The sequence below is a fragment of the Klebsiella sp. CN_Kp091 genome, from assembly GCF_040065095.1.
In the GTDB taxonomy this organism is placed as follows: Bacteria; Pseudomonadota; Gammaproteobacteria; order Enterobacterales; family Enterobacteriaceae; genus Klebsiella; species Klebsiella aerogenes.
The window spans coordinates 1-24,253 of record NZ_JBEAIO010000042.1; the positions used below are offsets into that span (position 1 = coordinate 1).

The 24,253-nt window shown below is 55.4% G+C and carries 20 protein-coding genes; 11 read left to right on the top strand and 9 right to left on the bottom strand.

Features of this window, described 5'->3' with window-relative positions; all coding sequences use genetic code 11:
• Together ABLV17_RS16790 and lrp are read right to left on the bottom strand one after the other, a co-directional pair.
• Positions 1 to 1,117: DNA translocase FtsK 4TM domain-containing protein (locus ABLV17_RS16790; protein WP_348854507.1), on the bottom strand; the 1,117-nt coding region annotated here is incomplete at its 3' end.
• A gap of 135 nt (positions 1,118 to 1,252) precedes the next feature.
• Positions 1,253 to 1,747 (bottom strand): leucine-responsive transcriptional regulator Lrp, encoded by a 495-nt coding sequence (gene lrp / locus ABLV17_RS16795; RefSeq protein ID WP_000228469.1) that lies wholly within the window; start codon positions 1,745 to 1,747, stop codon positions 1,253 to 1,255.
• Between the two features lie 532 nt (positions 1,748 to 2,279).
• Here lrp and trxB point away from each other — a divergent pair.
• From trxB to infA, 5 genes are all read left to right on the top strand, one after another.
• Positions 2,280 to 3,248 (top strand): thioredoxin-disulfide reductase, encoded by a 969-nt coding sequence (gene trxB, locus ABLV17_RS16800; protein WP_045374041.1) that lies wholly within the window; start codon positions 2,280 to 2,282, stop codon positions 3,246 to 3,248.
• Positions 3,249 to 3,362: 114 nt separating this feature from the next.
• Complete coding sequence (gene cydD, locus ABLV17_RS16805) at positions 3,363 to 5,129, top strand: cysteine/glutathione ABC transporter permease/ATP-binding protein CydD (RefSeq protein WP_308958109.1); 1,767 nt, start codon at positions 3,363 to 3,365, stop codon at positions 5,127 to 5,129.
• Positions 5,130 to 6,851 (top strand): cysteine/glutathione ABC transporter ATP-binding protein/permease CydC, encoded by a 1,722-nt coding sequence (gene cydC, locus ABLV17_RS16810; protein ID WP_087859964.1) that lies wholly within the window; start codon positions 5,130 to 5,132, stop codon positions 6,849 to 6,851.
• A 42-nt stretch (positions 6,852 to 6,893) separates the two neighbouring features.
• Positions 6,894 to 7,598, top strand: a complete 705-nt coding sequence (aat, locus tag ABLV17_RS16815; RefSeq protein ID WP_271032258.1) for a leucyl/phenylalanyl-tRNA--protein transferase — start codon at positions 6,894 to 6,896, stop codon at positions 7,596 to 7,598.
• Between the two features lie 359 nt (positions 7,599 to 7,957).
• On the top strand, positions 7,958 to 8,176 hold the full coding sequence (gene infA / locus ABLV17_RS16820) for a translation initiation factor IF-1 (RefSeq protein ID WP_001040187.1): 219 nt from the start codon (positions 7,958 to 7,960) through the stop codon (positions 8,174 to 8,176).
• 78 nt (positions 8,177 to 8,254) lie between these two features.
• Here the strand turns inward: infA and ABLV17_RS16825 are convergent, their stop codons facing one another.
• The 3 genes from ABLV17_RS16825 to clpS all read right to left on the bottom strand — a co-directional run bounded on the left by ABLV17_RS16825 (position 8,255) and on the right by clpS (position 11,461).
• Positions 8,255 to 8,734, bottom strand: a complete 480-nt coding sequence (locus ABLV17_RS16825) for a hypothetical protein (RefSeq protein ID WP_087859966.1) — start codon at positions 8,732 to 8,734, stop codon at positions 8,255 to 8,257.
• Between the two features lie 99 nt (positions 8,735 to 8,833).
• Positions 8,834 to 11,113, bottom strand: a complete 2,280-nt coding sequence (gene clpA, locus ABLV17_RS16830) for an ATP-dependent Clp protease ATP-binding subunit ClpA (RefSeq protein ID WP_015367493.1) — start codon at positions 11,111 to 11,113, stop codon at positions 8,834 to 8,836.
• A gap of 30 nt (positions 11,114 to 11,143) precedes the next feature.
• Positions 11,144 to 11,461 carry an ATP-dependent Clp protease adapter ClpS gene (clpS, locus tag ABLV17_RS16835; RefSeq protein ID WP_015367494.1) on the bottom strand — a complete coding sequence of 106 codons (318 nt, stop codon included), beginning with the start codon at positions 11,459 to 11,461 and terminating at the stop codon, positions 11,144 to 11,146.
• Between the two features lie 325 nt (positions 11,462 to 11,786).
• Here clpS and cspD point away from each other — a divergent pair, with 325 nt between their 5' ends.
• Positions 11,787 to 12,008 (top strand): cold shock-like protein CspD, encoded by a 222-nt coding sequence (cspD, locus tag ABLV17_RS16840; RefSeq protein WP_015367495.1) that lies wholly within the window; start codon positions 11,787 to 11,789, stop codon positions 12,006 to 12,008.
• A 68-nt stretch (positions 12,009 to 12,076) separates the two neighbouring features.
• Here cspD and macB read toward each other — a convergent pair whose 3' ends face one another.
• The 3 genes from macB to ABLV17_RS16855 all read right to left on the bottom strand — a co-directional run bounded on the left by macB (position 12,077) and on the right by ABLV17_RS16855 (position 16,948).
• Positions 12,077 to 14,023 (bottom strand): macrolide ABC transporter ATP-binding protein/permease MacB, encoded by a 1,947-nt coding sequence (gene macB, locus ABLV17_RS16845; protein WP_213317966.1) that lies wholly within the window; start codon positions 14,021 to 14,023, stop codon positions 12,077 to 12,079.
• Positions 14,020 to 15,135, bottom strand: coding sequence for a macrolide transporter subunit MacA (macA, locus tag ABLV17_RS16850; RefSeq protein WP_308958107.1), 1,116 nt, complete (start codon positions 15,133 to 15,135; stop codon positions 14,020 to 14,022). The genes macB and macA overlap by 4 nt, the downstream gene beginning before the upstream one ends.
• 154 nt (positions 15,136 to 15,289) lie before the next feature.
• Positions 15,290 to 16,948, bottom strand: coding sequence for an ATP-dependent endonuclease (locus ABLV17_RS16855; protein ID WP_087859969.1), 1,659 nt, complete (start codon positions 16,946 to 16,948; stop codon positions 15,290 to 15,292).
• Positions 16,949 to 17,343: 395 nt separating this feature from the next.
• Between ABLV17_RS16855 and aqpZ the strand changes: the two genes are divergently transcribed.
• From aqpZ to hcr, 4 genes are all read left to right on the top strand, one after another.
• Positions 17,344 to 18,039, top strand: a complete 696-nt coding sequence (gene aqpZ / locus ABLV17_RS16860) for an aquaporin Z (RefSeq protein ID WP_015367500.1) — start codon at positions 17,344 to 17,346, stop codon at positions 18,037 to 18,039.
• Positions 18,040 to 18,156: 117 nt separating this feature from the next.
• Positions 18,157 to 19,056 carry a lysine exporter LysO family protein gene (locus tag ABLV17_RS16865; protein WP_047065549.1) on the top strand — a complete coding sequence of 300 codons (900 nt, stop codon included), beginning with the start codon at positions 18,157 to 18,159 and terminating at the stop codon, positions 19,054 to 19,056.
• Positions 19,057 to 19,200: 144 nt separating this feature from the next.
• The gene (hcp, locus tag ABLV17_RS16870; protein WP_087859971.1) at positions 19,201 to 20,853 is read left to right on the top strand and encodes a hydroxylamine reductase; all 1,653 of its coding nucleotides are present in this window, start codon (positions 19,201 to 19,203) and stop codon (positions 20,851 to 20,853) included.
• Positions 20,854 to 20,864: 11 nt separating this feature from the next.
• Entirely contained in the window at positions 20,865 to 21,833 is a 969-nt protein-coding gene (gene hcr / locus ABLV17_RS16875) for an NADH oxidoreductase (protein ID WP_308958106.1), read from the top strand.
• Positions 21,834 to 21,931: 98 nt separating this feature from the next.
• On the opposite strand, the gene ABLV17_RS16880 is transcribed toward hcr, so the two are convergent.
• Positions 21,932 to 22,366 carry a DoxX family protein gene (locus tag ABLV17_RS16880; RefSeq protein WP_113374868.1) on the bottom strand — a complete coding sequence of 145 codons (435 nt, stop codon included), beginning with the start codon at positions 22,364 to 22,366 and terminating at the stop codon, positions 21,932 to 21,934.
• 152 nt (positions 22,367 to 22,518) lie between these two features.
• On the opposite strand from ABLV17_RS16880, the gene poxB reads away from it, so the two are divergent.
• Positions 22,519 to 24,237 (top strand): ubiquinone-dependent pyruvate dehydrogenase, encoded by a 1,719-nt coding sequence (gene poxB / locus ABLV17_RS16885; RefSeq protein ID WP_213794656.1) that lies wholly within the window; start codon positions 22,519 to 22,521, stop codon positions 24,235 to 24,237.
• Positions 24,238 to 24,253: the final 16 nt, after the last annotated feature.

The window sequence follows — 24,253 nt, forward strand, 5'->3', positions numbered from 1 at the left end:
CTTCCGGCTGGTAAACCGGCGGCTGCTGCGGCGCGTATTCAGGCTGATACACCGGTGGTTGCAGGTGAGCAGCCTCCGGTTGGTATGCCTGCCCTGCCCCCTGCTCCGCCCATGCCTGCGGCACAGCTGCAGCGGCGGAAGCGGCGCCGATCGGGTCGGCCACCGTATGGCCATTCAGCAGCGGATCGTAAGGGTCTAAATCGCCAGGACGTGCGGCGCTGGCGCCTGAGAACAGGACATCATCAGCGGCGACAGGCGCGCCGCTGGCGCTGTATTGTACGGCTTCCGCATCATCCATACGTTTACCGGAGAACAGCGCGGCATCGGTTTTACGCCCCATCGGGTTGGAGAACTTTTCCGCCAGACGCTTACGACTCGCTAGCGCGCTGCGTAAGATGCGGGCGCGACGCGATTCCCGCGGCTGCGCGTTATCGTCGTCTTCATCATCTTCATATTCATCATCTTCATATTCGCCTTCATCAACCCAGGTATCGTCCCGACGGGTACGATTACTGGCAAAGGTCAAAATAGAAAGGATGGCGCCGCCGAGTTTCTCGGCAATGCTGACCCATGACCAGCCGGTAAACAGCGTTAAACCTGCAGCCCAGATACAAAGCAAGGCGATAGTGCCGCCGCTGCTGTGCAGCAAGGGTTGTAAGGTGGTGCTAAGCAGGCTGCCAATGACGCCGCCGGAGGCAAAGTACCAGATATCGTCGGCATTGATTGCCGCCAGACCGCAGGAAGTGAGAATGAGCGCCAGCGCGCCGATCAGGCGCAGCGAAACGGCGAAGTAGTCGACATACTCGTCATTTTCCTGATGACGCCATGCAAACCAGCAGCCGCCGATGATAATCACGGGGATGGTGTACGCCATTACGCCAAAGATGAAAAATAGCGTGTCCGCCAGCCACGCTCCGGGCATGCCGCCCAGATTATGGATAGGCTCATGCCAGGCGGTCTGTGACCAACTGGGATCGGATGGATTAAAGCTCAGTAATGCCGCCATCAGCCAGATGGCAAAAAGAGAGCAAAGGATGAGTAACGCCTCAAGAACGCGGCGCCCGCTGCTTAGCTTCGTTAGTTTGACTTCTTTGTCTTCGGTGTATTCCTGGCTCAAGAAAGGCTCTCCAGGTATCAGGCAATTTCCTGCCTGCTGCTAAAACGGACAACAGCGCCGGGTCTCCCCGGCACTGTTGCTGTATGGATTAACAGGAGTGTAATCAAACTACGTCGATTTTGCACCTGTTCCGTGTTAGCGCGTCTTGATTACCAGACGATTACTCTGCTTGACTTCTTCCATAACCACGTAGGTACGGGTGTCGTTTACGCCCGGCAGGCGCAGCAGGGTTTCGCCCAGCAATTTACGATACGCTGACATGTCCGGTACGCGGGTTTTCAACAGATAGTCAAAATCACCGGATACCAGATGACACTCTTGAATTTCTTCAAGTTTTTGCACTGCGGCGTTAAATTGCTCAAACACATCCGGCGCACCACGATTCAGAGTAATCTCAACAAATACCAGAAGTGATGCATCCAGATAATGCGGGTTGAGCAGCGCCGTATAGCCCTGAATAAAACCCTGTCTTTCCAGTCGACGCACGCGCTCAAGGCATGGCGTCGGAGAAAGTCCCACCCGTTTGGAAAGCTCGACGTTGGAAATACGCCCGTCTTTTTGCAGTTCATTCAGAATGTTACGATCGATGCGGTCGAGATCTTTGCCAGGGCGTTTCTTGCTATCTACCATTATTATTGTCTCTCTGTATTCCTTCCCTACTCCTGTTCTGACTCTGCGCCTTCACTGCCAGAGCCCATCCCGTTATTACCCGTACGACGTTGAGTAACCCAGGGGTACGTGAGAAGTCCGTTGCCTGATGGCAGTCACCGACATCACGCATGGCGTCTGTCCACACCATGCGTAGATTTCGCTGACCCGGATAAAAATGGCATTTGCGTGCATGAACATTCGCCACACGCGAAACACTGCTTTTCTTCTTCCATGAATGTTTTCGCAAAAGCACAGGGGATTGTCAAAGCAAAACATCGATTTTTAGTACAAGATGCCAGATATTCATCATCAACCCCCTCTGAATCTCATGTTTTCATCTTATAATCAGGGCGCTAACAGTAGAATTAATTATATTTTCCGCTCGTTAAATCGCCAATCCATCGGCGGGTTCTATTGCACATATCGTTAACAAAATCGCTACGCTCTTTTTTTACGCCCGCAAATTCCCTACAATCCAGCCCAATGTATGCCAATAAAATATGGGGATCTCATGGGCACAGCCAAACACAGTAAACTGCTTATTCTAGGTTCTGGACCTGCAGGATATACCGCGGCGGTCTATGCTGCGCGCGCAAACCTGCAGCCGGTGCTGATCACCGGCATGGAAAAAGGCGGTCAGCTGACCACCACCACTGAAGTGGAAAACTGGCCAGGCGACCCAAACGATCTGACCGGTCCGCTGCTCATGGAACGCATGCACGAGCATGCCACCAAGTTCGAAACTGAAATTATTTTCGATCACATCAGCAGCGTCGATCTGCAGAACCGTCCGTTCCGCCTGGTCGGCGACAGCGGCGAGTACACCTGTGACGCGCTGATTATCGCAACCGGCGCTTCCGCCCGTTACCTGGGTCTGCCTTCTGAAGAGGCTTTCAAAGGCCGCGGCGTTTCTGCCTGCGCCACCTGCGACGGTTTCTTCTATCGTAACCAGAAAGTCGCGGTCATCGGCGGCGGCAACACGGCGGTTGAAGAAGCGCTGTATCTGTCCAACATCGCGGCCGAAGTGCATCTGATCCACCGTCGCGACTCCTTCCGTGCGGAAAAAATTCTGATCAAGCGCCTGATGGATAAAGTGGAAAGCGGCAATATCGTACTGCACACCGATCGCACCCTGGAAGAAGTTACCGGCGATCAGATGGGCGTCAGCGGCCTGCGTCTGCGCGATACCAAAAATAGCGACAACGTTGAAACCCTGGACGTCGCCGGTCTGTTTGTCGCCATTGGACACAGCCCGAACACCGCTATCTTTGAAGGTCAGTTAGCGCTGGAAAACGGTTATATCAAAGTGCAGTCCGGCATCCACGGTAACGCCACGCAAACCAGTATCCCCGGCGTGTTCGCGGCAGGCGACGTGATGGACCATATCTACCGTCAGGCGATTACCTCCGCCGGCACCGGCTGCATGGCGGCGCTGGACGCGGAACGCTACCTCGATGGTTTAGCTGACGCTTGCAAATAATCTTTACAAGTCAGTAACAAAGGTAAAGAAGGCGACGAAAAGTCGCCTTTATTTTTGCCGCGTTGTAACATTGCCGTGCCCAAAAATCTCATAACGACACCTGCTAAGCGCGCAATGAATAAAACCCGTCAACAAGAGTTAACCCGCTGGTTAAAAGAAAAAAGCATTATCTCCCGTCGCTGGTTGATGATTTCTCGCCTGCTGGGCGTCGTGAGCGGTCTGTTGATCGTCGCTCAGGCGTGGTTCCTGGCGCGTATCCTTCACCGAATGATTATGGAAAATATCCCGGCGACGGCGCTGCTGCTGCCATTTACCTTGCTGGCGCTGGTGCTGATCCTGCGCGCCTGGGTGGTATGGCTACGCGAACGCGTCGGCTTCCACGCCGGCCAGCATATCCGTTATGAAATTCGCCGCCAGGTGCTGGACCGCCTTCAGCAGGCGGGCCCGGCCTGGATTCAGGGAAAACCCGCCGGCAGTTGGGCGACGCTCATCCTCGAGCAAATCGACGATATGCATGATTACTACGCGCGCTATCTGCCGCAGATGACGCTGGCCGCCTGCGTGCCGCTGCTGATTGTTATCACTATCTTCCCCAGCAACTGGGCAGCCGCGCTAATTTTACTCGGCACCGCTCCGCTGATCCCGCTCTTTATGGCGCTGGTCGGGATGGGCGCCGCCGATGCCAACCGGCGCAATTTCCTTGCGCTCGGTCGCCTTAGCGGCCACTTCCTCGACCGCCTACGCGGCATGGAAACACTGCGCCTGTTCAACCGCGGCGAAGCGGAAATCAATAATATCCGCGACGCGTCGCAGGATTTCCGCCAGCGGACGATGGAAGTCCTGCGTCTGGCTTTTCTCTCCTCCGGCGTACTGGAGTTCTTTACCTCGCTCTCTATCGCGCTGGTGGCGGTCTATTTCGGTTTTTCCTACCTCGGCGAGCTCGACTTCGGCCACTACGGCGTCGGCGTCACGCTGATGTCAGGTTTTTTAACCCTGATACTGGCGCCGGAGTTTTTCCAGCCGCTGCGTGATTTAGGCACATTTTACCATGCTAAGGCTCAGGCCATTGGCGCAGCAGATAGCCTGAAGTCCTTTATGGAAACTCCGCTGGCGCAGGCCGAACGGGGCGAGAAAACGCTAAGCGATCATGAACTGATTCGCCTCGAAGCCCGCGATCTGATAGTCAAATCACCGGATGGCAAAACGCTGGCAGGCCCGCTTAGTTTTATCCTGAACGCCGGAGAACGTGTGGTACTGGTTGGCCAGAGCGGCTCTGGTAAAAGCTCGCTGCTGAATACGCTGACAGGCTTTCTTCCCTATGAAGGTTCGCTACAGGTTAACGGCGTGGAGTTGCGCGCTCTCGATGCTGAACGCTGGCGTCGGCTAATTAGCTGGGTCGGTCAGAACCCGCAGCTGCCCGCTGCCACTCTGCGTGAAAACGTGTTGCTGGCGTGGCCAGAAGCCACGGAAGCGCAACTGCAGCTAGCTCTGGATAAGGCCTGGGTCAGCGAGTTTATCTCCCAACTGCCACAAGGTATTAATACCCCGGTCGGCGATCAGGCTGCTGGCCTCTCTGTCGGCCAGGCTCAGCGCATTGCCGTAGCGCGCGCGCTGCTGGTGCCGTGCCGGCTTTTGCTGCTTGATGAACCAGCGGCCAGCCTTGACGCCCATAGCGAACAGCGCGTCATGCAGGCGCTGTCTCACGCCTCCACCCAGCAGACCACCCTGATGGTCACCCACCAACTGGCAGGACTCGCCGAGTGGGATGCTATCTGGGTAATGCAGGATGGTCAGATTGTCGAGCAAGGCGACTATGCGCAGCTTTCTGCCGCTGGAGGCGCGTTTGCCTCACTGTTAGCCCATCGCCAGGAGGAAATTTAAATGCGCGCACTGTTACCCTATCTGGCGCTATACAAACGCCACAAATGGCTGCTGACCCTCGGCGTGGTGCTGGCTATCGTTACGCTGCTGGCAAGTATCGGGCTGTTAACGCTTTCCGGTTGGTTCCTTTCCGCCTCGGCGGTCGTCGGCGTCGCCGGTATCTACAGTTTTAACTACATGCTGCCCGCCGCGGGCGTTCGCGGCGCAGCGATTATTCGTACTGCAGGCCGCTATTTTGAGCGTCTGGTAAGCCACGACGCGACTTTCCGGGTATTGCAGCACCTGCGCGTCGCCACGTTTAGCAAACTGCTGCCGCTCTCCCCCGCCGGGCTGGCGCGTTTTCGCCAGGGCGAGTTACTCAACCGCATCGTGGCTGATGTCGACACGCTGGATCACCTCTATCTACGCGTGATTTCGCCGCTGGTTGGCGCACTGGTGGTCATTCTGGTGGTAACCATCGGCTTAAGCGTACTCGATGTCACCCTGGCGCTCACGCTTGGCGGTATTATGCTGGCGACGCTACTCCTGCTGCCACCGCTGTTTTACCGTGCCGGTAAGCCGACCGGGGAGCATATCACCCAGCTTCGCGGGCAGTATCGCCAGCAACTCACCTCCTGGCTACAGGGGCAGGCCGAGTTGATGCTGTTTAATGCCAGCGATCGCTACCGCGAACAGATGGAAAAAACGGAACAGCGCTGGCAAGAAGCGCAGCGCCGTCAGGCTGAGCTTACCGCCCTGTCGCAGGCGCTGATGCTGTTGATTGGCGGCATCGCGGTGATCGCCATGCTGTGGATGGCATCTGACGGCGTTGGCGGTAATAGCCAGCCGGGCGCGCTCATCGCTCTCTTCGTTTTCTGCGCCTTGGCGGCATTTGAAGCGCTGGCGCCGGTCACCGGCGCCTTCCAGCATCTCGGCCAGGTCATCGCGTCCGCCCGCCGCATCACGCAGATTACCGAGCAGCAGCCCGAGGTGACGTTCAGCCAGCAGACACCGCAAAGCTTCTCCCAGGTAGCGCTTACCCTGAATGAGGTAACCTTCAGCTACCCGCAGCAATCGGCCCCGGCGCTGAAAGATATTTCGCTGCAGGTCGCGGCAGGCGAGCATATCGCCATTCTTGGCCGTACCGGCTGCGGTAAATCAACTCTGCTACAGCTATTGACCCGCGCCTGGGATCCGGCCAACGGTCAGATTCAACTAAATGGCCAGCCGCTTAGCGCACTGTCTGAAACGACCCTGCGCCAGGCGATGAGCGTCGTGCCGCAGCGGGTACATCTCTTCAGCGCGACGCTGCGCGATAATCTGCTGCTTGCCGCGCCGCAGGCCAGCGACGGCGAGCTTGCCAATATCCTGGAGCGCGTCGGCCTGGAGAAACTGCTGGAAGATAGCGGTCTGAATAGCTGGCTTGGTGAAGGCGGACGTCAGCTTTCCGGCGGCGAGCTACGTCGACTGGCCATCGCCCGCGCGCTATTGCACGATGCGCCGCTAATGCTGCTTGATGAGCCCACCGAAGGTCTGGATGCGACAACGGAAAGCCAGATCCTTGATTTACTAAGCGAAGTGATGCACGAAAAAACCGTACTGATGGTCACCCACCGCCTGCGTGGACTGGCGCGGTTTAATCAGATAATAGTCATGGACAACGGACAAATTATTGAGCAAGGTAGTCACGCAGAGCTGCTGGCGAAACAGGGCCGCTATTACCAGTTTAAGCAACGTCTGTAAGCTATTATTGTCAACAATTGCTGGTGCGTATTGAGGTCAAAAATGCGTCTGGTTCAGCTCTCTCGTGACTCTATCGCCTTCCCTTCCCCGGAAGGCGCCCTGCGTGAACCAAATGGCCTGCTGGCGCTGGGCGGCGATCTGAGCCCCGCTCGCCTGCTCATGGCCTATCAGCGCGGTATTTTTCCATGGTTTTCTCCCGGCGACCCTATTTTATGGTGGTCGCCCGACCCACGTGCCGTGCTGTGGCCGGAGCAATTCCACTTTAGCCGCAGCATGAAGCGCTTTCATCAACGCTCTCCCTATCGGGTGACGCTCAACCACGCCTTCGGCCAGGTTATCGAGGGCTGCGCCAGCCATCGTGATGAAGGAACCTGGATCACCCCCAGCATCGTGCAGGCCTATCACCAGTTACATGAACTTGGTCACGCTCATTCAATCGAGGTATGGGATGAAGACACGCTGGTCGGCGGCATGTATGGCGTGGCGCAGGGAGCGCTGTTTTGCGGCGAATCGATGTTTAGCCGGGCGGAAAATGCCTCCAAAACCGCGCTGATGATCTTCTGTCAGGCTTTTGCCCAGGATGGCGGCAGATTAATTGACTGCCAGGTTCTCAACGCGCATACCGCCTCTTTAGGGGCGATTGAAATCCCGCGCCGCGATTATCTCGATTACCTTTCCGTATTACGCACCTACCGCTTACCGGAGCGATTTTGGGTACCAAGGGTGCTATTTACCGGTAATGGATAAATGTTTTCAGCACATTTCTTAGCGTGGTGGTATAATTGCGCGGTAGAGTAGCTTCTGCCTGTTGCCCCGCCGCCGTTTGGGAATAATAAGAGTCAGATAACGCCCATCGTTCTGTCACTGCCCTTTACGTTTGCGCCTGTCATGTGGTTTCACCGCGTGTATTCCGGGCAATGCGCCAAAACTACTTCGGCGATTTATACCCGTCATGTTTTAAGCTACAGGCGCTGGCTGCGCGCAATTATTTATCGCCAGCCTGCGACGCGAACTGTTTTGGGTATACGTAAAACTTTACATACTTGCTGAACTTCGGCATTATCTTGCCGGTTCAAAACTACGGTAGTGATACCCCAGAGGACTAGATGGCCAAAGAAGACAATATTGAAATGCAGGGCACCGTACTTGAAACGTTGCCTAACACTATGTTCCGCGTAGAACTGGAAAACGGTCACGTGGTAACTGCGCATATTTCCGGTAAAATGCGTAAAAACTACATCCGCATTCTGACGGGCGACAAAGTGACTGTTGAGCTGACCCCGTACGACCTGAGCAAAGGCCGCATTGTCTTCCGTAGTCGCTAATTGTTTCCGCCGCTAAGGCGTCAGATGCTGAAGGCCGGGCTCATGCCCGGTCTTTTCATTTCCGCTTCCCGCGCTGATTTACTCTGTCATCTCTTTATCTATCGGCAGGGTATTATTTAGCGCTTCTTTCGGCACATGAGCGCTCAATTTGTCGATACCAATAAGCTCTGAAGCGAAGCCGGAATAAACCATTAAACCATAATCGGTAGTAATGGTTTTCTCAGTCATATAATTTTGCGACTGACTCGTGGTGGTAATTTTCTTTCCCTTCTCCGTTTTCACCAACATCCCAGCGCCTTTGATTAGCAAGGCACATTGCGGGATTTGCTCCTCTAACCGTTTTTCCTCGGGGATATCAATGGTGTATGTGCTCACATACTTACCTGATCCGGTGGGGAAAAACGCCTTATAGGTTGGCCCCCCGGCAGCCTTAACCAGATAGAAGGGATTTTCAGCGCCGCTAAACCGATAACTTCCTGTCATATCCGGACATTGCGCCTGAGCGGCAATGGAGAACAGCGCCAGCGAGGCGCAGAGCAAAAATTTGCCGGGTTTCATGGTTCATCCTTGTGATTTTATCCGTCCCGTCCCACGCTAATAAAAAAAGACCGGGCTGTCACCAGCCCGGTCTTTATCATTGAACAATTCAGAATTTATTTAATGCGCCGCTTCCGGTTTGTGCTTTTGCGCGCTGTGGAAGCCGTAGGTCAGCACGTTGTTGGCTTTATCCAACTCAACGGTGACCTGGCCGCCGTCCACCAGCGAACCAAACAGCAGCTCATTCGCCAACGGTTTCTTCAGGTTGTCCTGAATCACCCGCGCCATTGGACGCGCGCCCATTGCCCGGTCATATCCCTTCTCTGCCAGCCAGTCACGCGCTTCCTGGCTCACTTCCAGCGACACGCCTTTCTGATCCAGCTGTACCTGCAGCTCGACGATAAACTTATCGACCACCTGATGGATCACGGTCGTAGAGAGGTGATCGAACCAGATGATGTTGTCGAGACGGTTACGGAACTCCGGCGTAAAGATCTTTTTGATCTCTTCCATCGCATCGGTGCTGTTATCCTGCTGGATAAGACCAATCGATTTACGCTCGGTTTCACGCACCCCGGCGTTGGTGGTCATCACCAGCACCACGTTGCGGAAGTCCGCTTTACGGCCGTTGTTATCGGTCAGCGTACCGTTATCCATTACCTGCAGCAGGATATTGAAGACATCCGGATGCGCTTTTTCGATCTCATCAAGCAGCAGCACCGCGTGCGGATGTTTGATAACCGCATCGGTCAACAGCCCGCCCTGATCGAAACCAACGTATCCCGGAGGCGCGCCAATCAAGCGGCTAACGGTATGACGTTCCATATACTCGGACATATCAAAGCGCAGCAGCTCAATGCCCAGCGCTTTCGCCAGCTGCACGGTGACTTCGGTTTTCCCGACCCCGGTCGGCCCGGCAAACAGGAAAGACCCAACCGGCTTATGCTCATGTCCAAGCCCGGCACGCGCCATCTTGATAGCTTCAGTCAGCGCTTCAATCGCTTTATCCTGACCGAAGACCAACATTTTCAGACGGTCGCCAAGGTTTTTCAGCGTATCGCGATCGCTGCGGGAGACGCTCTTCTCCGGAATACGCGCAATGCGCGCAACCACAGATTCGATATCCGCCACATTGACCGTTTTCTTGCGCTTACTGACCGGCATCAGCCGCGCCCGCGCCCCCGCTTCGTCGATCACGTCAATCGCCTTATCCGGCAGATGACGATCGTTGATGTATTTCACCGCCAGCTCGACCGCCGCACGTACCGCTTTGGCGGTATAACGCACATCGTGGTGCGCTTCGTATTTCGGTTTCAGGCCGTTGATGATCTGCACCGTCTCTTCGACAGAAGGCTCGGTCACGTCGATTTTCTGGAAACGACGCGCCAGCGCGCGATCTTTTTCAAAAATGTTGCTGAACTCCTGGTAGGTCGTGGAGCCAATCACCCTGATCTTGCCGCCGGAAAGCAGCGGTTTAATCAGGTTAGCCGCATCAACCTGACCGCCGGAGGCCGCGCCTGCGCCGATGATAGTATGGATCTCATCGATAAACAGAATGCTATTGGTATCCTGCTCAAGCTGTTTCAGCAGCGCTTTAAAGCGTTTTTCAAAATCGCCGCGATATTTGGTGCCCGCCAGCAGCGAACCGATATCCAGCGAGTAAATGGTGCAATCCGCCATCACTTCCGGTACGTCGCCCTGGACGATACGCCAGGCGAGCCCTTCCGCAATCGCGGTCTTGCCGACGCCGGACTCACCCACCAGCAGCGGGTTGTTTTTACGGCGGCGACACAATACCTGAATAGCACGCTCCAGCTCTTTATCACGGCCGATCAGCGGATCGATGCCGCCCACGCGCGCAAGCTGGTTGAGATTGGTGGTGAAGTTTTCCATACGATCCTCCCCGCCTGCTTGCTCTTCGTTACCCGGCTGGCTCGCGTTATTTTCCGAAGGCTGGCTGGGCTCGTCTTTGCGCGTGCCGTGAGAGATGAAATTCACCACATCAAGGCGGCTGACTTCATGTTTACGCAGCAGATAGGCGGCCTGCGACTCCTGCTCGCTGAAAATCGCGACCAGGACGTTGGCGCCGGTGACTTCGCTGCGACCGGAGGATTGGACGTGAAAAACCGCACGCTGCAGCACGCGCTGAAAACTTAGCGTCGGCTGGGTGTCTCGCTCTTCTTCCGTAGCCGGAAGGACGGGAGTGGTCTGTTCGATGAAGGCTTCAAGTTCCTGACGCAAAGCGACCAGGTCCACGGAACAGGCTTCCAGCGCTTCGCGTGCCGAGGGGTTGCTGAGCAAAGCCAGCAACAAGTGCTCGACGGTCATAAATTCATGACGGTGCTCGCGCGCTCTGGCGAAAGCCATGTTTAAACTGAGTTCCAGTTCTTGATTGAGCATAGGCACCTCCCCCAATTTTCATGCCTGTAATCAGGCTTTCTCTAGCGTACACAGCAATGGATGCTCGTTCTCCTTGGCGTACTGGTTCACCATAGCGACTTTGGTTTCCGCAACTTCGGCGGTAAAAACGCCGCAAATCGCCTTACCTTCATAGTGAACCGTGAGCATCAGTTGCGTTGCACGTTCTACATCATAAGAAAAGAATTTTTGTAACACGTCAATAACAAACTCCATTGGAGTGTAGTCATCATTGACTAATATCACTTTATACATAGATGGTGGTTTAAGCGCATCACGAACTTCATCTTCTACCAGTTGATCGAAGTCCAGCCAATCTCTCTTACTCATCGTCAATGTTCGTCATCGGTTGCTGTTGCCAACAGGCCGCGGCCTGTCGATGATCTGAGGTTATGCACGTTACAAATCTACAATAGATCATAGATAACTATCATCTATTGCTTCCATCCGCGACGCCTGTCACATTCCCCAGCAATAGCGTTAACTGCTTCAAATTTTGACGCATTTTTCACCGCTCACCCTCGTCAATTGCTTGACGCATTTCCGTATTTCTCTAAATTGTACTGGCGAGAGTTGGCGAGCAATTGTACAACTCGTAACTCCCCTACCGGTTCATTCCATCTTACTTATAAAGATTTACGAAGGATGTCGAAGTATGGAAATGGGTACTGTTAAGTGGTTCAACAATGCCAAAGGGTTCGGTTTTATTTGCCCTGAGGGCGGCGGCGAAGACATTTTCGCCCATTACTCCACCATCCAGATGGATGGTTACAGAACGCTAAAAGCCGGGCAATCCGTTCGGTTTGATGTTCACCAGGGGCCGAAAGGCAATCACGCCAGCGTGATTGTTCCTGTGGAAGCAGAAACGGCTGCATAACTCTTTTGCTTCATTGTGTACATCCTGCTAATAAAATGCCAGTCCTTCTGACTGGCATTTTTATCTCCTTACTCACGCGCCAACGCATCAACCGGGTCTAATCGCGCGGCATTACGCGCCGGTAACCAGCCAAACAGCACTCCGGTTAACGTCGAACACAAAAATGCGGTCAACAGCGCCAGCGGCGAAAAACCGATTTCCCAACCGGGTAAGAACAGTTGCAAAATGAACGCGATCATCAACGACAAACTCACGCCGATGGCGCCGCCCACCAGACAAACCAGCACCGCTTCAATAAGAAACTGCTGCAGAACATCCCTGGCCCGGGCGCCAACCGCCATTCTGATGCCGATTTCACGGGTGCGCTCCGTGACTGACACCAGCATGATATTCATCACCCCAATCCCGCCGACGACCAGCGCGATCACCGCCACCAGGGTCAGGAACAGCTGTAAAGTATGTGTGGTCCTTTCCGCCGTTTTCAAGACACTGTCCATATTCCAGGTGAAAACATCTTTTTTGCCATGGCGGAGCTCCAGCAACCGCACCAGTTGCTGCTCAGCGGTGGCGCTATCGTAGCCCTCCTGCACGCGGACGGTTATCGAGTTAAGCCACGATTGCCCCATCACCCGCCCGGCCATCGTGGAATAGGGCAGCCAGACGCGGAGGATTTTGCTGCTGCCGAACATCGATTGTTTCTCATCGGCCACGCCGACAATCGTCGCCGGCATATTACCGACCAAAATCACCTCGCCAACCACTTTCGCCTTGTGGGGGAATAGCTGGCGACGGGCATTGCTATCCAGCACCACCACCTGCGCCCGGCTATTCAGCTGCAGCTCATTGAACGTATTTCCCTCGCTGAACGTCATGCCATAAACGTTGAAATATTGCGCGCCAACGCCTTCGGCGCTGGCGGCCACATCGATGTTATTAGCGCGCAGGCGCAGGCTTTTCGATACCGCCGGCGTCGCGGAGCTCACCCATGGTTGTTTTTGAATCGCCAGCAGATCGTCATATTTTAACGCCTGCTGATAACGCGGATCGTCATCGCCAAAATCTTTACCGGGATAAACATCAATGGTATTGGTGCCGATGGCGCGAATATCGGCTAAAACCAACTGTTTCGCGGCATCGCCGACGACCACGATAGAGACGACCGAAGCGATACCAATAATGATGCCAAGCATAGTTAACAGCGTGCGCATTTTATTCGCCGCCATCGCCCGCCAGGCCATCACCAGCGCCTCACGAAAACCACTGCTGAACTGACGCCAGATGGTAGGCTCCGCGCGGTCTTCGGCGCGAAGCACGCCGCCTTTTTCCAGCGACGACGGCGGTGGGTTACGCACAATTTCACCGTCGCGCAGTTCGATAATTCTTTCCGCCTGCGCCGCGACCTGCGGGTCGTGCGTGACGATAATCACCGTATGCCCTTGCGCCTTAAGCTGATGCAGGATGGCCATGACCTCTTCACCTGAGTGGCTATCCAGCGCCCCGGTCGGTTCATCGGCAAGGATCACCTCGCCGCCGTTCATCAGGGCGCGGGCGATACTCACGCGCTGCTGCTGCCCGCCGGATAGCTGCGACGGGAAGTATTCCGCCCGCTCGCCCAAACCTAATCGGGTGAGTAAATCCCGCGCCCGTTCAAGGCGAATCCGGCGCTCTTTGCCGGCATAGATAGCAGGTACCTCGACGTTTTGCGCCGCCGTCAGGTGCGATAACAGATGGTAACGCTGGAAAATAAAGCCAAAGTGCTCACGGCGTAGCCTGGCCAGTTCATCGCCGCTCAGATGCGACACATCGACCCCGGCAACCTGATAGGTACCGCTGGTGGGTTTATCAAGGCAGCCAAGGATGTTCATCAGCGTTGATTTGCCGGAACCTGAAGCCCCAACGATCGCCACCATTTCCCCGGCGGCAATACTGAGGGTGATGCCCTTTAGGACTTCAACTTCACCGTCGCCCGAGGGGTAACTGCGGCGAATATCACGCAGTTCGAGCAGCGCCGTCATTTTGACGCTCCGGGCGTGCTTTCGCTGATAATGACCTCATCGCCCTCTTCCAGCCCTTTCGCCACCGCCACATCGGTATCGTTACGCGCACCGATAACGATTTCACGCTCTTTCACTTCCCCGTTGCGCAGCAAGCGCACGTTGTAGCGGTTATCGCCGATGGCGTCGCCCAGCGCGCTGAGCGGAATAGTAATCACGTTTTTCACTTCCGCCAGCTGGATATGCACCTGCGCCGTCATTTCAAGACGCAGGATCCCCTGCGGGTTGGGAACTTCAAACCGCGCATAATAAAATATGGCGTCATTGACCTTTTCCGGCGTCGGCAGAATATCCTTCAGAGTACCTTCGTAACGGGTCAGAGGGTCGCCGAGTACCGTAAACCAGGCCTTTTGCCCCGGCTTAAGATGGATCACGTCCGCTTCCGAAACCTGCGCTTTGACCAGCATGGTACTGAGGTCCGCCAGCGTCAGGATGTTTGGCGCCTGCTGAGCGGCAATCACCGTCTGTCCCTGCAGGGTAGTGATTTGCGTCACTTCGCCGGACATCGGCGCCAGGATACGCGTATAGTCGAGGTTGGTTTTCGCGGTGTCGAGGGTCGCCTGGTTGCGTTTAATCTGCGCCTCGATGGTGCCGATTTGCGCTTCTTTCACCGCCACATCGGTGGCGGCGGTATCCAGATCCTGGCGTGAGACCAGTTGGCGCTGCGCCAACTGCTGCTGGCGCGCTAAGGTTACCTGCGCGAGCTTACGTTCGGCCTGCGCCTGTTTTAACTGAGCGCGCAGCTCCATGAGCGTCGCTTCGACTTCTTTAATCTGGTTTTCAGCCTGCTCCGGGTCGATAACTCCCAGCAGCTGGTCCTTCTGTACTTTATCGCCAATATTGACGCGCAGCGTCTTCAACTGGCCGCTGACCTGCGCGCCGACGTCGACTTTACGCAGCGCATCTAACTTGCCCGTCGCCAGTACGCTCTGCTGCAGATCGCCTTTACGCGCCACCAGCGTTTGATACTGCGGCAACGGCGCGTTCAGAACGCGCCATCCCCAAACGGCCGCAATAACCACCACCAGCGCCAACAGCCACCAGACTTTCCTGCGTTTTCCATTCAATGTCATAAAAAATTCCTGATCTATTCCCCGCAGCTCGGATGATGATTCTAACGGAAGCGGCGGCGAACAGAAGCCAGAATTTTAGCAATGCTTAATGTTTATTGATGTTGGGCTGCCGCGATGTCTTGCGGCGAGACATGGCACGGTTTTCGCGGCTGGGCTAATCAGCGCGCCCGCGCGCCAGCCACAACACCCGGGAAAACATCTTTTTCAGCAACGTCGGGACGGCGTCGATTCCCCGCCGTCCAGCCTCCATCGCGACCTCTATCGCCAGGTCGGGTTTCGATGAACGGTGAATGGCTTTGGTGATCACTCGGCGCATGTTCATCGGCATATTATCCGGGATCTGCGCCACCCGATGGTAAACATCATCGAACCCCTGACGATACATAAAGTGTTCCATGTCCATCGCCGGAAGCATGGTTAAGTGTACGCGTTCCAGTTCGTTATCATTGTTGAGTAGTCCGCGCACCGTAGCGGCGTACTTCTTTCCTGCCTCATCGCCGTCAACCAGCACATGCCATTCAATCCCCATCCGGCGGGCAAATTTAATCAGCGGCTTGAGCCCGGATTGGGCGAATTCAATCACCTTCACCCCTTCAGCGTCGAAATGATGCCCGCACTGGCGCGCCAGTTCGTTGATAACCCAGGTTTCCGTTTCGCCTTCCACCAGCAACCAGCAGCGGGCAAACAGCGATGACGCGCGGTTGAAGCGAATGTGAAACGCAATGCGACGGCTATCTTCCGCATTCATCCCGCCGGGACCGAGCCGCCACGCCGAGACGCGGGACGATTCACGCACCAGCCGACACACCTGCTCAACCGGCGTCAACGACAAAAGTTCGCCGGAATTGGTTGTAGTGACTCGCTGCAGCGGCAGGAGATTCAGTAAATGCCAGGCGACCGAAAGCATGATCGGATGCAACCGAGTTTCTGGATCTTCAATCAGCAGCAGCGGCCGCGCATCGCGATCGAGGCGGACGGTCCCTTTCGCCTGCAATAAAGTGGAGAACAACCCAAGTAAGATCACCCGATGACTGCGTCCGCCGGGTTTATCAATCATTCGGTTAATAATATCGAGATAGCGCCAGCTGCGTTGTTCATCATGAGAACGTCGGCGCATCAGGCGATTGCGGCTTTGCGCGCTGCTCTGCTCGGCGAAGTAATGTTCTAGCAGTTGCACCATCGCCGACAGCCCTTCGCGGATTTGCCCATCGGTGAGATTTTGCGGATGATTGACCAGTTCGCGGGAGAGAAAATCCAGCTGCCGGGCGGTAATCTCAATTTGCGGCGAATGCGGCACGGTTCCGTTGTGAATTCGGCGCATAAAGCGGGCGTCGCGCAGGCGCAATACCGGCATTAAGCGCACCAGATGGCGCGCCAGATCGTCGATATCTTGCATCTCCAGCGCCTCTCCCTGGCAGTTAATAAAACTACGCAGGGTCATCACGCTGCCGTCGTCCGCCAGCTCCCCCTCAAGGCGATAGAAAATGCGCTGATAGCCGTCATCACAGGGCACCCAGCAATCGCTAAGCGGTCGAAAACGGCGCACGCGATGGCGCCCGGGTTCATTTTCGCGGAAAGTTAAAATGATATGCAGATGATGCTCCCGCCCCTGAATATCACCGGGGGGAAACCAGAAGTCATCGCGTACGAAATGGTACAGGTCAAATTCAGGCGATAAAAGCAGCGTCAGAGCGTCCAGCAGGCTGGATTTACCCCATGCGTTTTCGCCGATTAGCACATTGTTTTGCTCGAGCATCAACGATAAACGGTTGATACCGCGAAATCCGACGATCTCTACACGCTCAAGATGCATATCCCCTCCGCCTGGCCCACATTCTCCTTCAGTAATCAGTAGTATAGCGAGGCGCAGACAACATGGCACCCCCTGCTTCCCGCACCGACAATTGAACTCAGAAGCAAATGAGTTTGTAAGGTATCAGCTCTTGATTTCATATAATTAATAAATTAATTCATCTTCGGTAGTAGTTTATTTTTCAGCGTTGTGTTCTACACTTGCATAAATCATGCATGGTGAAAGGAAAATCATCTCATTGCTCTAAGTCAAATTACATCAATTTATTTAACTAGTCCGAGGGTGGCGTTCGTCCCTAGAATAGCGACGCTTTATTTTTATCGTCATCCTTTGCGTCGATAAATAAAGACCGGCACGTCAAAACGTGTTCGTTTACATTATTATTTGAGGTGGTTATGTTCAGAAAATTAGCAGCAGAGTGCTTTGGCACATTCTGGCTTGTATTCGGCGGCTGCGGCAGCGCAGTGCTGGCAGCGGCTTTCCCGGAATTGGGAATTGGTTTTGCCGGCGTCGCCCTGGCCTTCGGTTTAACCGTATTAACCATGGCTTTTGCCGTGGGTCATATTTCCGGCGGGCACTTTAACCCAGCGGTCACTTTAGGCCTGTGGGCTGGCGGTCGTTTCCCGGCTAAAGACGTCATTGGTTATATTATCGCCCAGGTTGTTGGCGGTATTATTGCCGCCGCGGTGCTGTACGTCGTCGCCAGCGGTAAAGCCGGTTTCGACGCTGCCGCGAGCGGCTTCGCTTCAAACGGTTTCGGCGAACACTCTCCGGGTGGCTACTCCATGCTGTCCGCTATCGTTATCGAAATCGTGCTGACCTGCGGATTCCTGCTGGTTATTCACGGTGCGACCGATAAAAACGCCCCGGCGGGCTTTGCGCCGATCGCCATCGGCCTGGCGCTGACCCTCATTCACCTGATTAGCATTCCGGTCACCAACACCTCCGTAAACCCGGCGCGTAGCACCGCGGTCGCTATCTTCCAGGGCGGCTGGGCGCTGCAACAGCTGTGGCTGTTCTGGGTGATGCCAATCATCGGCGGTATCCTCGGCGGCGTGCTGTACCGCACCCTGCTCGAAAAACGCGACTAACCCTCGCAAGAAGCCCGGCGACGCCGGGCTTTTTCTTTTTGTCGACAGCTTTACTCGGCCTGGCGAATTGGGTAGTGTCAGTGGCGCTATTCTTATTTTGCAAGGACCTTGCCGTTCATGTTTTCGGGACTATTAATCATTCTGCTGCCGTTGATTGTCGGCTACCTTATTCCTCTGCGTCACCCTTCCGCACTGAAACTGATTACCCGGCTGCTTAGCTGGATTGTTTACGTTATCCTCTTTTTCATGGGGATTAGCCTTGCCTTCCTCGATAATCTCAGCAGCAATCTGTTATCAATACTGCATTACTCCGCGGTCAGCATTGTGGTTATTATTCTGTGCAATATTGCAGCACTGCTATGGCTGGATAAAAAAATGCCGTGGCGGGTCAAGCATCGTCCTGAAAAATTACCCTCGCGCCTGGCGATGGCTCTCGAGTCACTACAGCTGCTTGGCGTAGTGCTAATTGGTTTCCTGCTGGGATTAAGCGGCCTCTCTTTTTTACAGCATGCGACTGAAGCCAGCGAATATACTTTAATTTTCTTATTATTCCTCATCGGTATTCAGCTACGTAATAATGGAATGACTTTACGCCAAATTGTGCTTAATCGCCGCGGAATGATTGTCGCGGTGGTGGTCGCGGCCAGCTCATTATTTGGCGGAGTGATTAATGCCCTTATTCTTGGTCTGCCCATTAAAACCGGTCTGGCGATGGCATCCGGCTTCGGCTGGTACTCCCTTTCCGGGATCCTGATGACCGAATCCTACGGCCCGGTCATTGGCAGCGCGACATTCTTTAACGATCTGGCCCGCGAACTGCTGGCGATAATGTTAATCCCCGGCATGGTAATGCGCAGCCGCTCTACCGCGCTTGGGCTGTGCGGCGCAACCTCGATGGACTTTACTCTGCCGGTGCTACAACGCTCCGGTGGCGTGGAAATCGTGCCTGCAGCCATCGTCCACGGTTTTATCCTCAGCCTGCTGGTGCCGGTGCTGATGGCGTTCTTCTCAGCCTGATCCCCCTATGGCGGTAGGCTCCCTACCGCCAAAATTGCGCTAAATCAATCTCCCTTTAAGTTGTGTCAGAAATACCTTTTCTCCATACGGCGACAGGCATAACCTTAAACATGTATCTAAAATATAACTTTAAAAGGTGTGATCATGTTTTGTGTGCAATGTGAACAAACTATCCGTACGCCGGCAGGAAATGGCTGTTCTTACGCGCAGGGTATGTGCGGTAAAACCGCTGAAACCTCCGATTTACAGGATCTGCTGATTGCTTCGCTGCAGGGCCTATCCGCATGGGCCGTTAAGGCACGTGAATACGGCATCATCGATCATGAGGTGGATAATTTCGCCCCGCGGGCGTTCTTCTCTACTCTAACCAACGTGAACTTCGACTCGCCGCGTATCGTCGGCTACGCCCGTCAGGCCATCGCGATGCGCGAGGCGCTGAAAGCGCAATGCCTGAATATTGATGCCAAGGCTTCGGTCGACAGCCCGGTAGCCGATCTGCAGCTGGTTAGCGATGATCTGGGCGAGCTGCAACGTCAGGCGGCGGACTATACGCCAAATAAAGACAAGGCCGCGATCGGTGAGAATATCCTCGGCCTGCGCCTGCTGTGCCTGTACGGCCTGAAAGGCGCCGCGGCCTATATGGAACACGCGCACGTGCTCGGTCAGTACGACAACGACATTTACGCCCAGTACCATAAAATCATGGCGTGGCTGGGTACCTGGCCTGCCGATATGAACGCTCTGCTGGAATGTTCGATGGAAATCGGCCAGATGAACTTCAAAGTGATGAGCATCCTCGACGCCGGTGAAACCACGAAATATGGCCACCCGACGCCGACCCAGGTCAACGTTAAAGCGACCGAAGGTAAGTGCATCCTGATCTCCGGGCACGATCTGAAAGATCTGTATAACCTGTTAGAGCAGACTGAAGGCACCGGCGTTAACGTCTATACCCACGGTGAAATGTTACCGGCTCACGGTTACCCGGAGCTGCGTAAGTTTAAACATCTGATCGGTAACTACGGCAGCGGTTGGCAAAACCAGCAGGTTGAATTCGCCCGCTTCCCGGGGCCCATCGTGATGACCTCGAACTGCATCATCGACCCAACCGTCGGCGCCTACGACGACCGCATCTGGACTCGCAGCATCGTCGGCTGGCCGGGCGTCAATCATCTGGAAGGCGAAGATTTCTCCCCGGTTATCACCCAGGCGCAGCAAATGGCCGGCTTCCCGTATAGCGAAATCCCGCATCTGATCACCGTTGGTTTCGGCCGCCAGACGCTGCTCGGCGCGGCGGATACGCTGATTGATCTGGTCAGCCGTGAAAAACTGCGCCACATCTTCCTCGTCGGCGGCTGCGACGGCGCGCGCGGCGAACGTAACTACTTCACTGATTTCGCTACCAGCGTACCGGACGACTGCCTGATTTTGACTCTCGCATGCGGTAAATACCGCTTCAATAAACTGGATTTCGGCGATATCGAAGGCCTGCCGCGTCTGGTCGACGCCGGTCAGTGTAACGATGCCTACTCGGCGATTATTCTCGCAGTAACGCTGGCGGAAAAACTGGGCTGTGGCGTAAACGATCTGCCGCTGTCGTTGGTGCTCTCCTGGTTCGAACAAAAAGCCATCGTCATCCTGCTGACGCTGCTGTCGCTCGGGGTGAAAAACATCGTCACCGGCCCGACCGCGCCTGGCTTCTTCACGCCGGACCTGCTGGCTGTCCTCAACGAGAAGTTCGGTCTGCGTTCCGTCACTACCGTAGAACAAGATATGCAGCAGTTGCTGAGCGCATAAGGAGTCACCGCATGACAATGCCAACTCAACAGTGCCCGTGGCGAATGCAGGTTCATCATATTCAGCAGGAAACGCCGGACGTATGGACGATTTCGTTGCTGTGCCACGACTACTATCCCTATCGCGCCGGGCAGTACGCGCTGGTTAGCGTGCGCCATTCGGCGGATACGCTGCGCGCCTACACGCTCTCCTCAACGCCGGGGGTCAGTGAGTACATTACGCTGACCGTTCGTCGTATTGACGATGGCGCAGGCTCACAGTGGTTAACCCGCGATGTAAAACGCGGCGACTATATCTGGCTGTCGGATGCGATGGGCGAGTTTACCTGCGAAGATAAAACAAGCGATCGTTTTCTGATGCTGGCCGCAGGCTGCGGCGTGACGCCTATTATGTCGATGCGCCGCTGGTTGGCGAAGTACCGCCCGCAGGCGGATGTGCAGGTTATCTTTAACGTGCGTTCGCCGAAGGATGTCATTTTCGCCGAAGAGTGGCGTCAATACCCGGTAACGCTGGTGGCGGAAAACGACGCGACGCCGGGCTTTATCGCCGGGCGCCTCACCCGCGAGCTGTTGCAAAGCGTGCCGGATCTCTCCAGCCGTACCGTGATGACCTGCGGCCCGGCGCCTTATATGGAGATGGTGGAACAAGAAGTGACGGCGCTTGGCGTGACGCGTTTCTTTAAAGAGAAGTTCTTTACCCCGGTGGCGGAAGCCGCTACCGACGGATTGAAATTCACCAAGCTGCAGCCGGCGAAAACGTTCTACGCGCCGGTCGGCACCACGTTGCTGGACGCGCTGGAGAGCAATAAGGTACCGGTGACCGTCGCCTGCCGCGCTGGCGTCTGTGGCTGCTGCAAAACCAAAGTGGTTGCCGGCGAATACAGCGTAACCAGCACCATGACGCTGACCGATGCGGAAATCGCCGACGGCTACGTGCTGGCCTGCTCCTGCCACCCGCAGAGCGATCTGGTTCTCGCCTGAGGTCAAAATCCCCGGTGGCGCTACGGTACATACCGCTTACCGGGGCTACAGGACCGTAGGGCGGGTTGGGGGAATAAATGCCGCAATCCGGCACTTTTTTACCGCCAGACCGACTGACCGGCCAACGAATAACGACCTGCCCCTAATAGCGCAATCGCCAGCGCGCCGATAAAGAAATAGACCAGGCTTTCAATCGCCCATGCGCCGACGGCATCCAGCGCGAATGTCTTACCAGTCCCAACCATCAGCCAGGCCACCACCATGGTAAACGCCAGCACCAGCGCCGCCGGGCGCGTCAATACGCCAAGAATAAGCAAACAAGGCGCGACGACTTCCCCCACCAGCACGCCGTAGGCAATAAATCCCGGCAGCCCTTTCGCGACCAGCATACCGCTGATGCCATCCACACCGTCGATTAGCTTATGCAGACCGTGAAATAACATTAAGCCGCCAACGGCAAGTCGTAACAAGAGTTTACCGGCGTCTTCATGCGATAGCGTTTTATTTACTGTATTTAACAATCCCTTAACCATTTGATGTTCTTCCTGTTTTACACCCTGTGTGCTCCCAGAGTATGCGCAATATTCCATCAATAAAACCAGCGAAAAATAAGGGGCAATCGGCAACACAACCTGCAGTTTCATCTAAGCTTGATAGCGTTATCACAAAAAGGAGATGGAAAACCATGAAACAGACCGTGGCGTCATACATTGCAAAAACGCTTGAACAAGCGGGCGTGAAACGTATTTGGGGAGTGACCGGGGATTCCCTCAACGGCTTGAGCGACAGTTTAAACCGCATGGGTACCATCGAATGGATGCCGACCCGCCATGAAGAGGTTGCCGCCTTTGCCGCCGGCGCGGAAGCACAGCTCACCGGCGAACTGGCGGTGTGCGCCGGTTCCTGCGGGCCTGGCAACCTTCATCTGATTAACGGTCTGTTTGATTGCCATCGTAACCACGTACCGGTGCTGGCCATTGCGGCCCATATTCCGTCGAGCGAAATCGGTAGCGGCTATTTCCAGGAAACGCATCCGCAGGAGCTGTTCCGCGAATGTAGCCACTACTGCGAGCTGGTCTCCACTCCTGAGCAAATTCCGCAGGTGCTGGCTATCGCCATGCGTAAGGCGGTGATTAACCGCGGCGTGTCGGTGGTGGTCCTGCCCGGCGACGTGGCGCTAAAACCGGCTCCGGAAAGCGCCAGCAGCCACTGGTATCATGCCCCGCTTCCCACGGTCACTCCGGCGGACGAAGAGCTGCACAAGCTGGCGCAGCTTATCCGCTACTCGAGTAATATTGCCCTGATGTGCGGCAGCGGCTGTGCCGGCGCGCACCAGGAGCTGGTGGATTTTGCGGCGAAAATTAAGGCCCCTATCGTCCATGCCCTGCGCGGGAAAGAGCACGTCGAATACGACAATCCTTACGATGTTGGCATGACCGGGCTTATCGGCTTCTCTTCCGGTTTCCATACCATGATGAACGCCGACACGCTGATCCTGCTCGGCACCCAGTTCCCCTATCGCGCGTTCTATCCCACCGACGCCAAAATTATCCAGATCGACATCAACCCCGGTAGCATCGGCGCGCACAGTAAGGTGGATATGGCGCTGGTGGGCGATATCAAATCGACCCTGAAAGCGCTGCTGCCGCTGCTGGAAGAGAAAACCGATCGCCGCTTCCTCGATAAAGCGCTGGAGGATTATCGCGAAGCGCGTAAAGGGCTTGACGATCTCGCCAAACCCAGCGAAAAAGCGCTCCATCCCCAGTATCTGGCGCAGCAGATTAGCCGCTTTGCCGACGACGACGCGATCTTTACCTGCGACGTCGGTACCCCCACCGTCTGGGCGGCGCGCTATCTGAAAATGAACGGCAAACGCCGCCTGCTGGGTTCGTTTAACCACGGCTCGATGGCCAACGCCATGCCGCAGGCTATTGGCGCCAAAGCGACCGCACCGAATCGCCAGGTCATCGCGATGTGCGGCGATGGCGGTTTCAGCATGCTAATGGGGGATTTTTTATCGCTGGCGCAGATGAAGCTGCCGGTGAAAATCGTCATTTTTAATAACAGCATTCTCGGCTTCGTGGCGATGGAGATGAAAGCCGGCGGCTATCTGACCGACGGTACCGAACTGCACGACACCAACTTCGCCCGCATTGCCGAAGCCTGCGGGATCAAAGGGATACGCGTCGAGAAAGCCTCGGAGGTTGATGAGGCGCTGCAAACGGCCTTTAGCACCGACGGCCCGGTGTTAGTCGATGTGGTGGTAGCCAAGGAAGAGCTGGCGATCCCGCCGCAAATTAAGCTGGAGCAGGCCAAAGGATTTAGCCTGTATATGCTGCGGGCGATTATCAGCGGACGCGGCGATGAAGTGATCGAACTGGCGAAAACTAACTGGCTCAGGTAAAACAATGCTATCACCC

What these genes read in the sequence shown, in the direction of transcription:
- lrp (WP_000228469.1), bottom strand. Translation starts at nt 1,747, where the DNA reads ATGGTAGATAGCAAGAAACGCCCTGGCAAAGATCTCGACCGCATCGAT.
- trxB (WP_045374041.1), top strand. Translation starts at nt 2,280, where the DNA reads ATGGGCACAGCCAAACACAGTAAACTGCTTATTCTAGGTTCTGGACCT.
- cydD (WP_308958109.1), top strand. Translation starts at nt 3,363, where the DNA reads ATGAATAAAACCCGTCAACAAGAGTTAACCCGCTGGTTAAAAGAAAAA.
- cydC (WP_087859964.1), top strand. Translation starts at nt 5,130, where the DNA reads ATGCGCGCACTGTTACCCTATCTGGCGCTATACAAACGCCACAAATGG.
- aat (WP_271032258.1), top strand. Translation starts at nt 6,894, where the DNA reads ATGCGTCTGGTTCAGCTCTCTCGTGACTCTATCGCCTTCCCTTCCCCG.
- infA (WP_001040187.1), top strand. Translation starts at nt 7,958, where the DNA reads ATGGCCAAAGAAGACAATATTGAAATGCAGGGCACCGTACTTGAAACG.
- ABLV17_RS16825 (WP_087859966.1), bottom strand. Translation starts at nt 8,734, where the DNA reads ATGAAACCCGGCAAATTTTTGCTCTGCGCCTCGCTGGCGCTGTTCTCC.
- clpA (WP_015367493.1), bottom strand. Translation starts at nt 11,113, where the DNA reads ATGCTCAATCAAGAACTGGAACTCAGTTTAAACATGGCTTTCGCCAGA.
- clpS (WP_015367494.1), bottom strand. Translation starts at nt 11,461, where the DNA reads ATGAGTAAGAGAGATTGGCTGGACTTCGATCAACTGGTAGAAGATGAA.
- cspD (WP_015367495.1), top strand. Translation starts at nt 11,787, where the DNA reads ATGGAAATGGGTACTGTTAAGTGGTTCAACAATGCCAAAGGGTTCGGT.
- macB (WP_213317966.1), bottom strand. Translation starts at nt 14,023, where the DNA reads ATGACGGCGCTGCTCGAACTGCGTGATATTCGCCGCAGTTACCCCTCG.
- macA (WP_308958107.1), bottom strand. Translation starts at nt 15,135, where the DNA reads ATGACATTGAATGGAAAACGCAGGAAAGTCTGGTGGCTGTTGGCGCTG.
- ABLV17_RS16855 (WP_087859969.1), bottom strand. Translation starts at nt 16,948, where the DNA reads ATGCATCTTGAGCGTGTAGAGATCGTCGGATTTCGCGGTATCAACCGT.
- aqpZ (WP_015367500.1), top strand. Translation starts at nt 17,344, where the DNA reads ATGTTCAGAAAATTAGCAGCAGAGTGCTTTGGCACATTCTGGCTTGTA.
- ABLV17_RS16865 (WP_047065549.1), top strand. Translation starts at nt 18,157, where the DNA reads ATGTTTTCGGGACTATTAATCATTCTGCTGCCGTTGATTGTCGGCTAC.
- hcp (WP_087859971.1), top strand. Translation starts at nt 19,201, where the DNA reads ATGTTTTGTGTGCAATGTGAACAAACTATCCGTACGCCGGCAGGAAAT.
- hcr (WP_308958106.1), top strand. Translation starts at nt 20,865, where the DNA reads ATGACAATGCCAACTCAACAGTGCCCGTGGCGAATGCAGGTTCATCAT.
- ABLV17_RS16880 (WP_113374868.1), bottom strand. Translation starts at nt 22,366, where the DNA reads ATGGTTAAGGGATTGTTAAATACAGTAAATAAAACGCTATCGCATGAA.
- poxB (WP_213794656.1), top strand. Translation starts at nt 22,519, where the DNA reads ATGAAACAGACCGTGGCGTCATACATTGCAAAAACGCTTGAACAAGCG.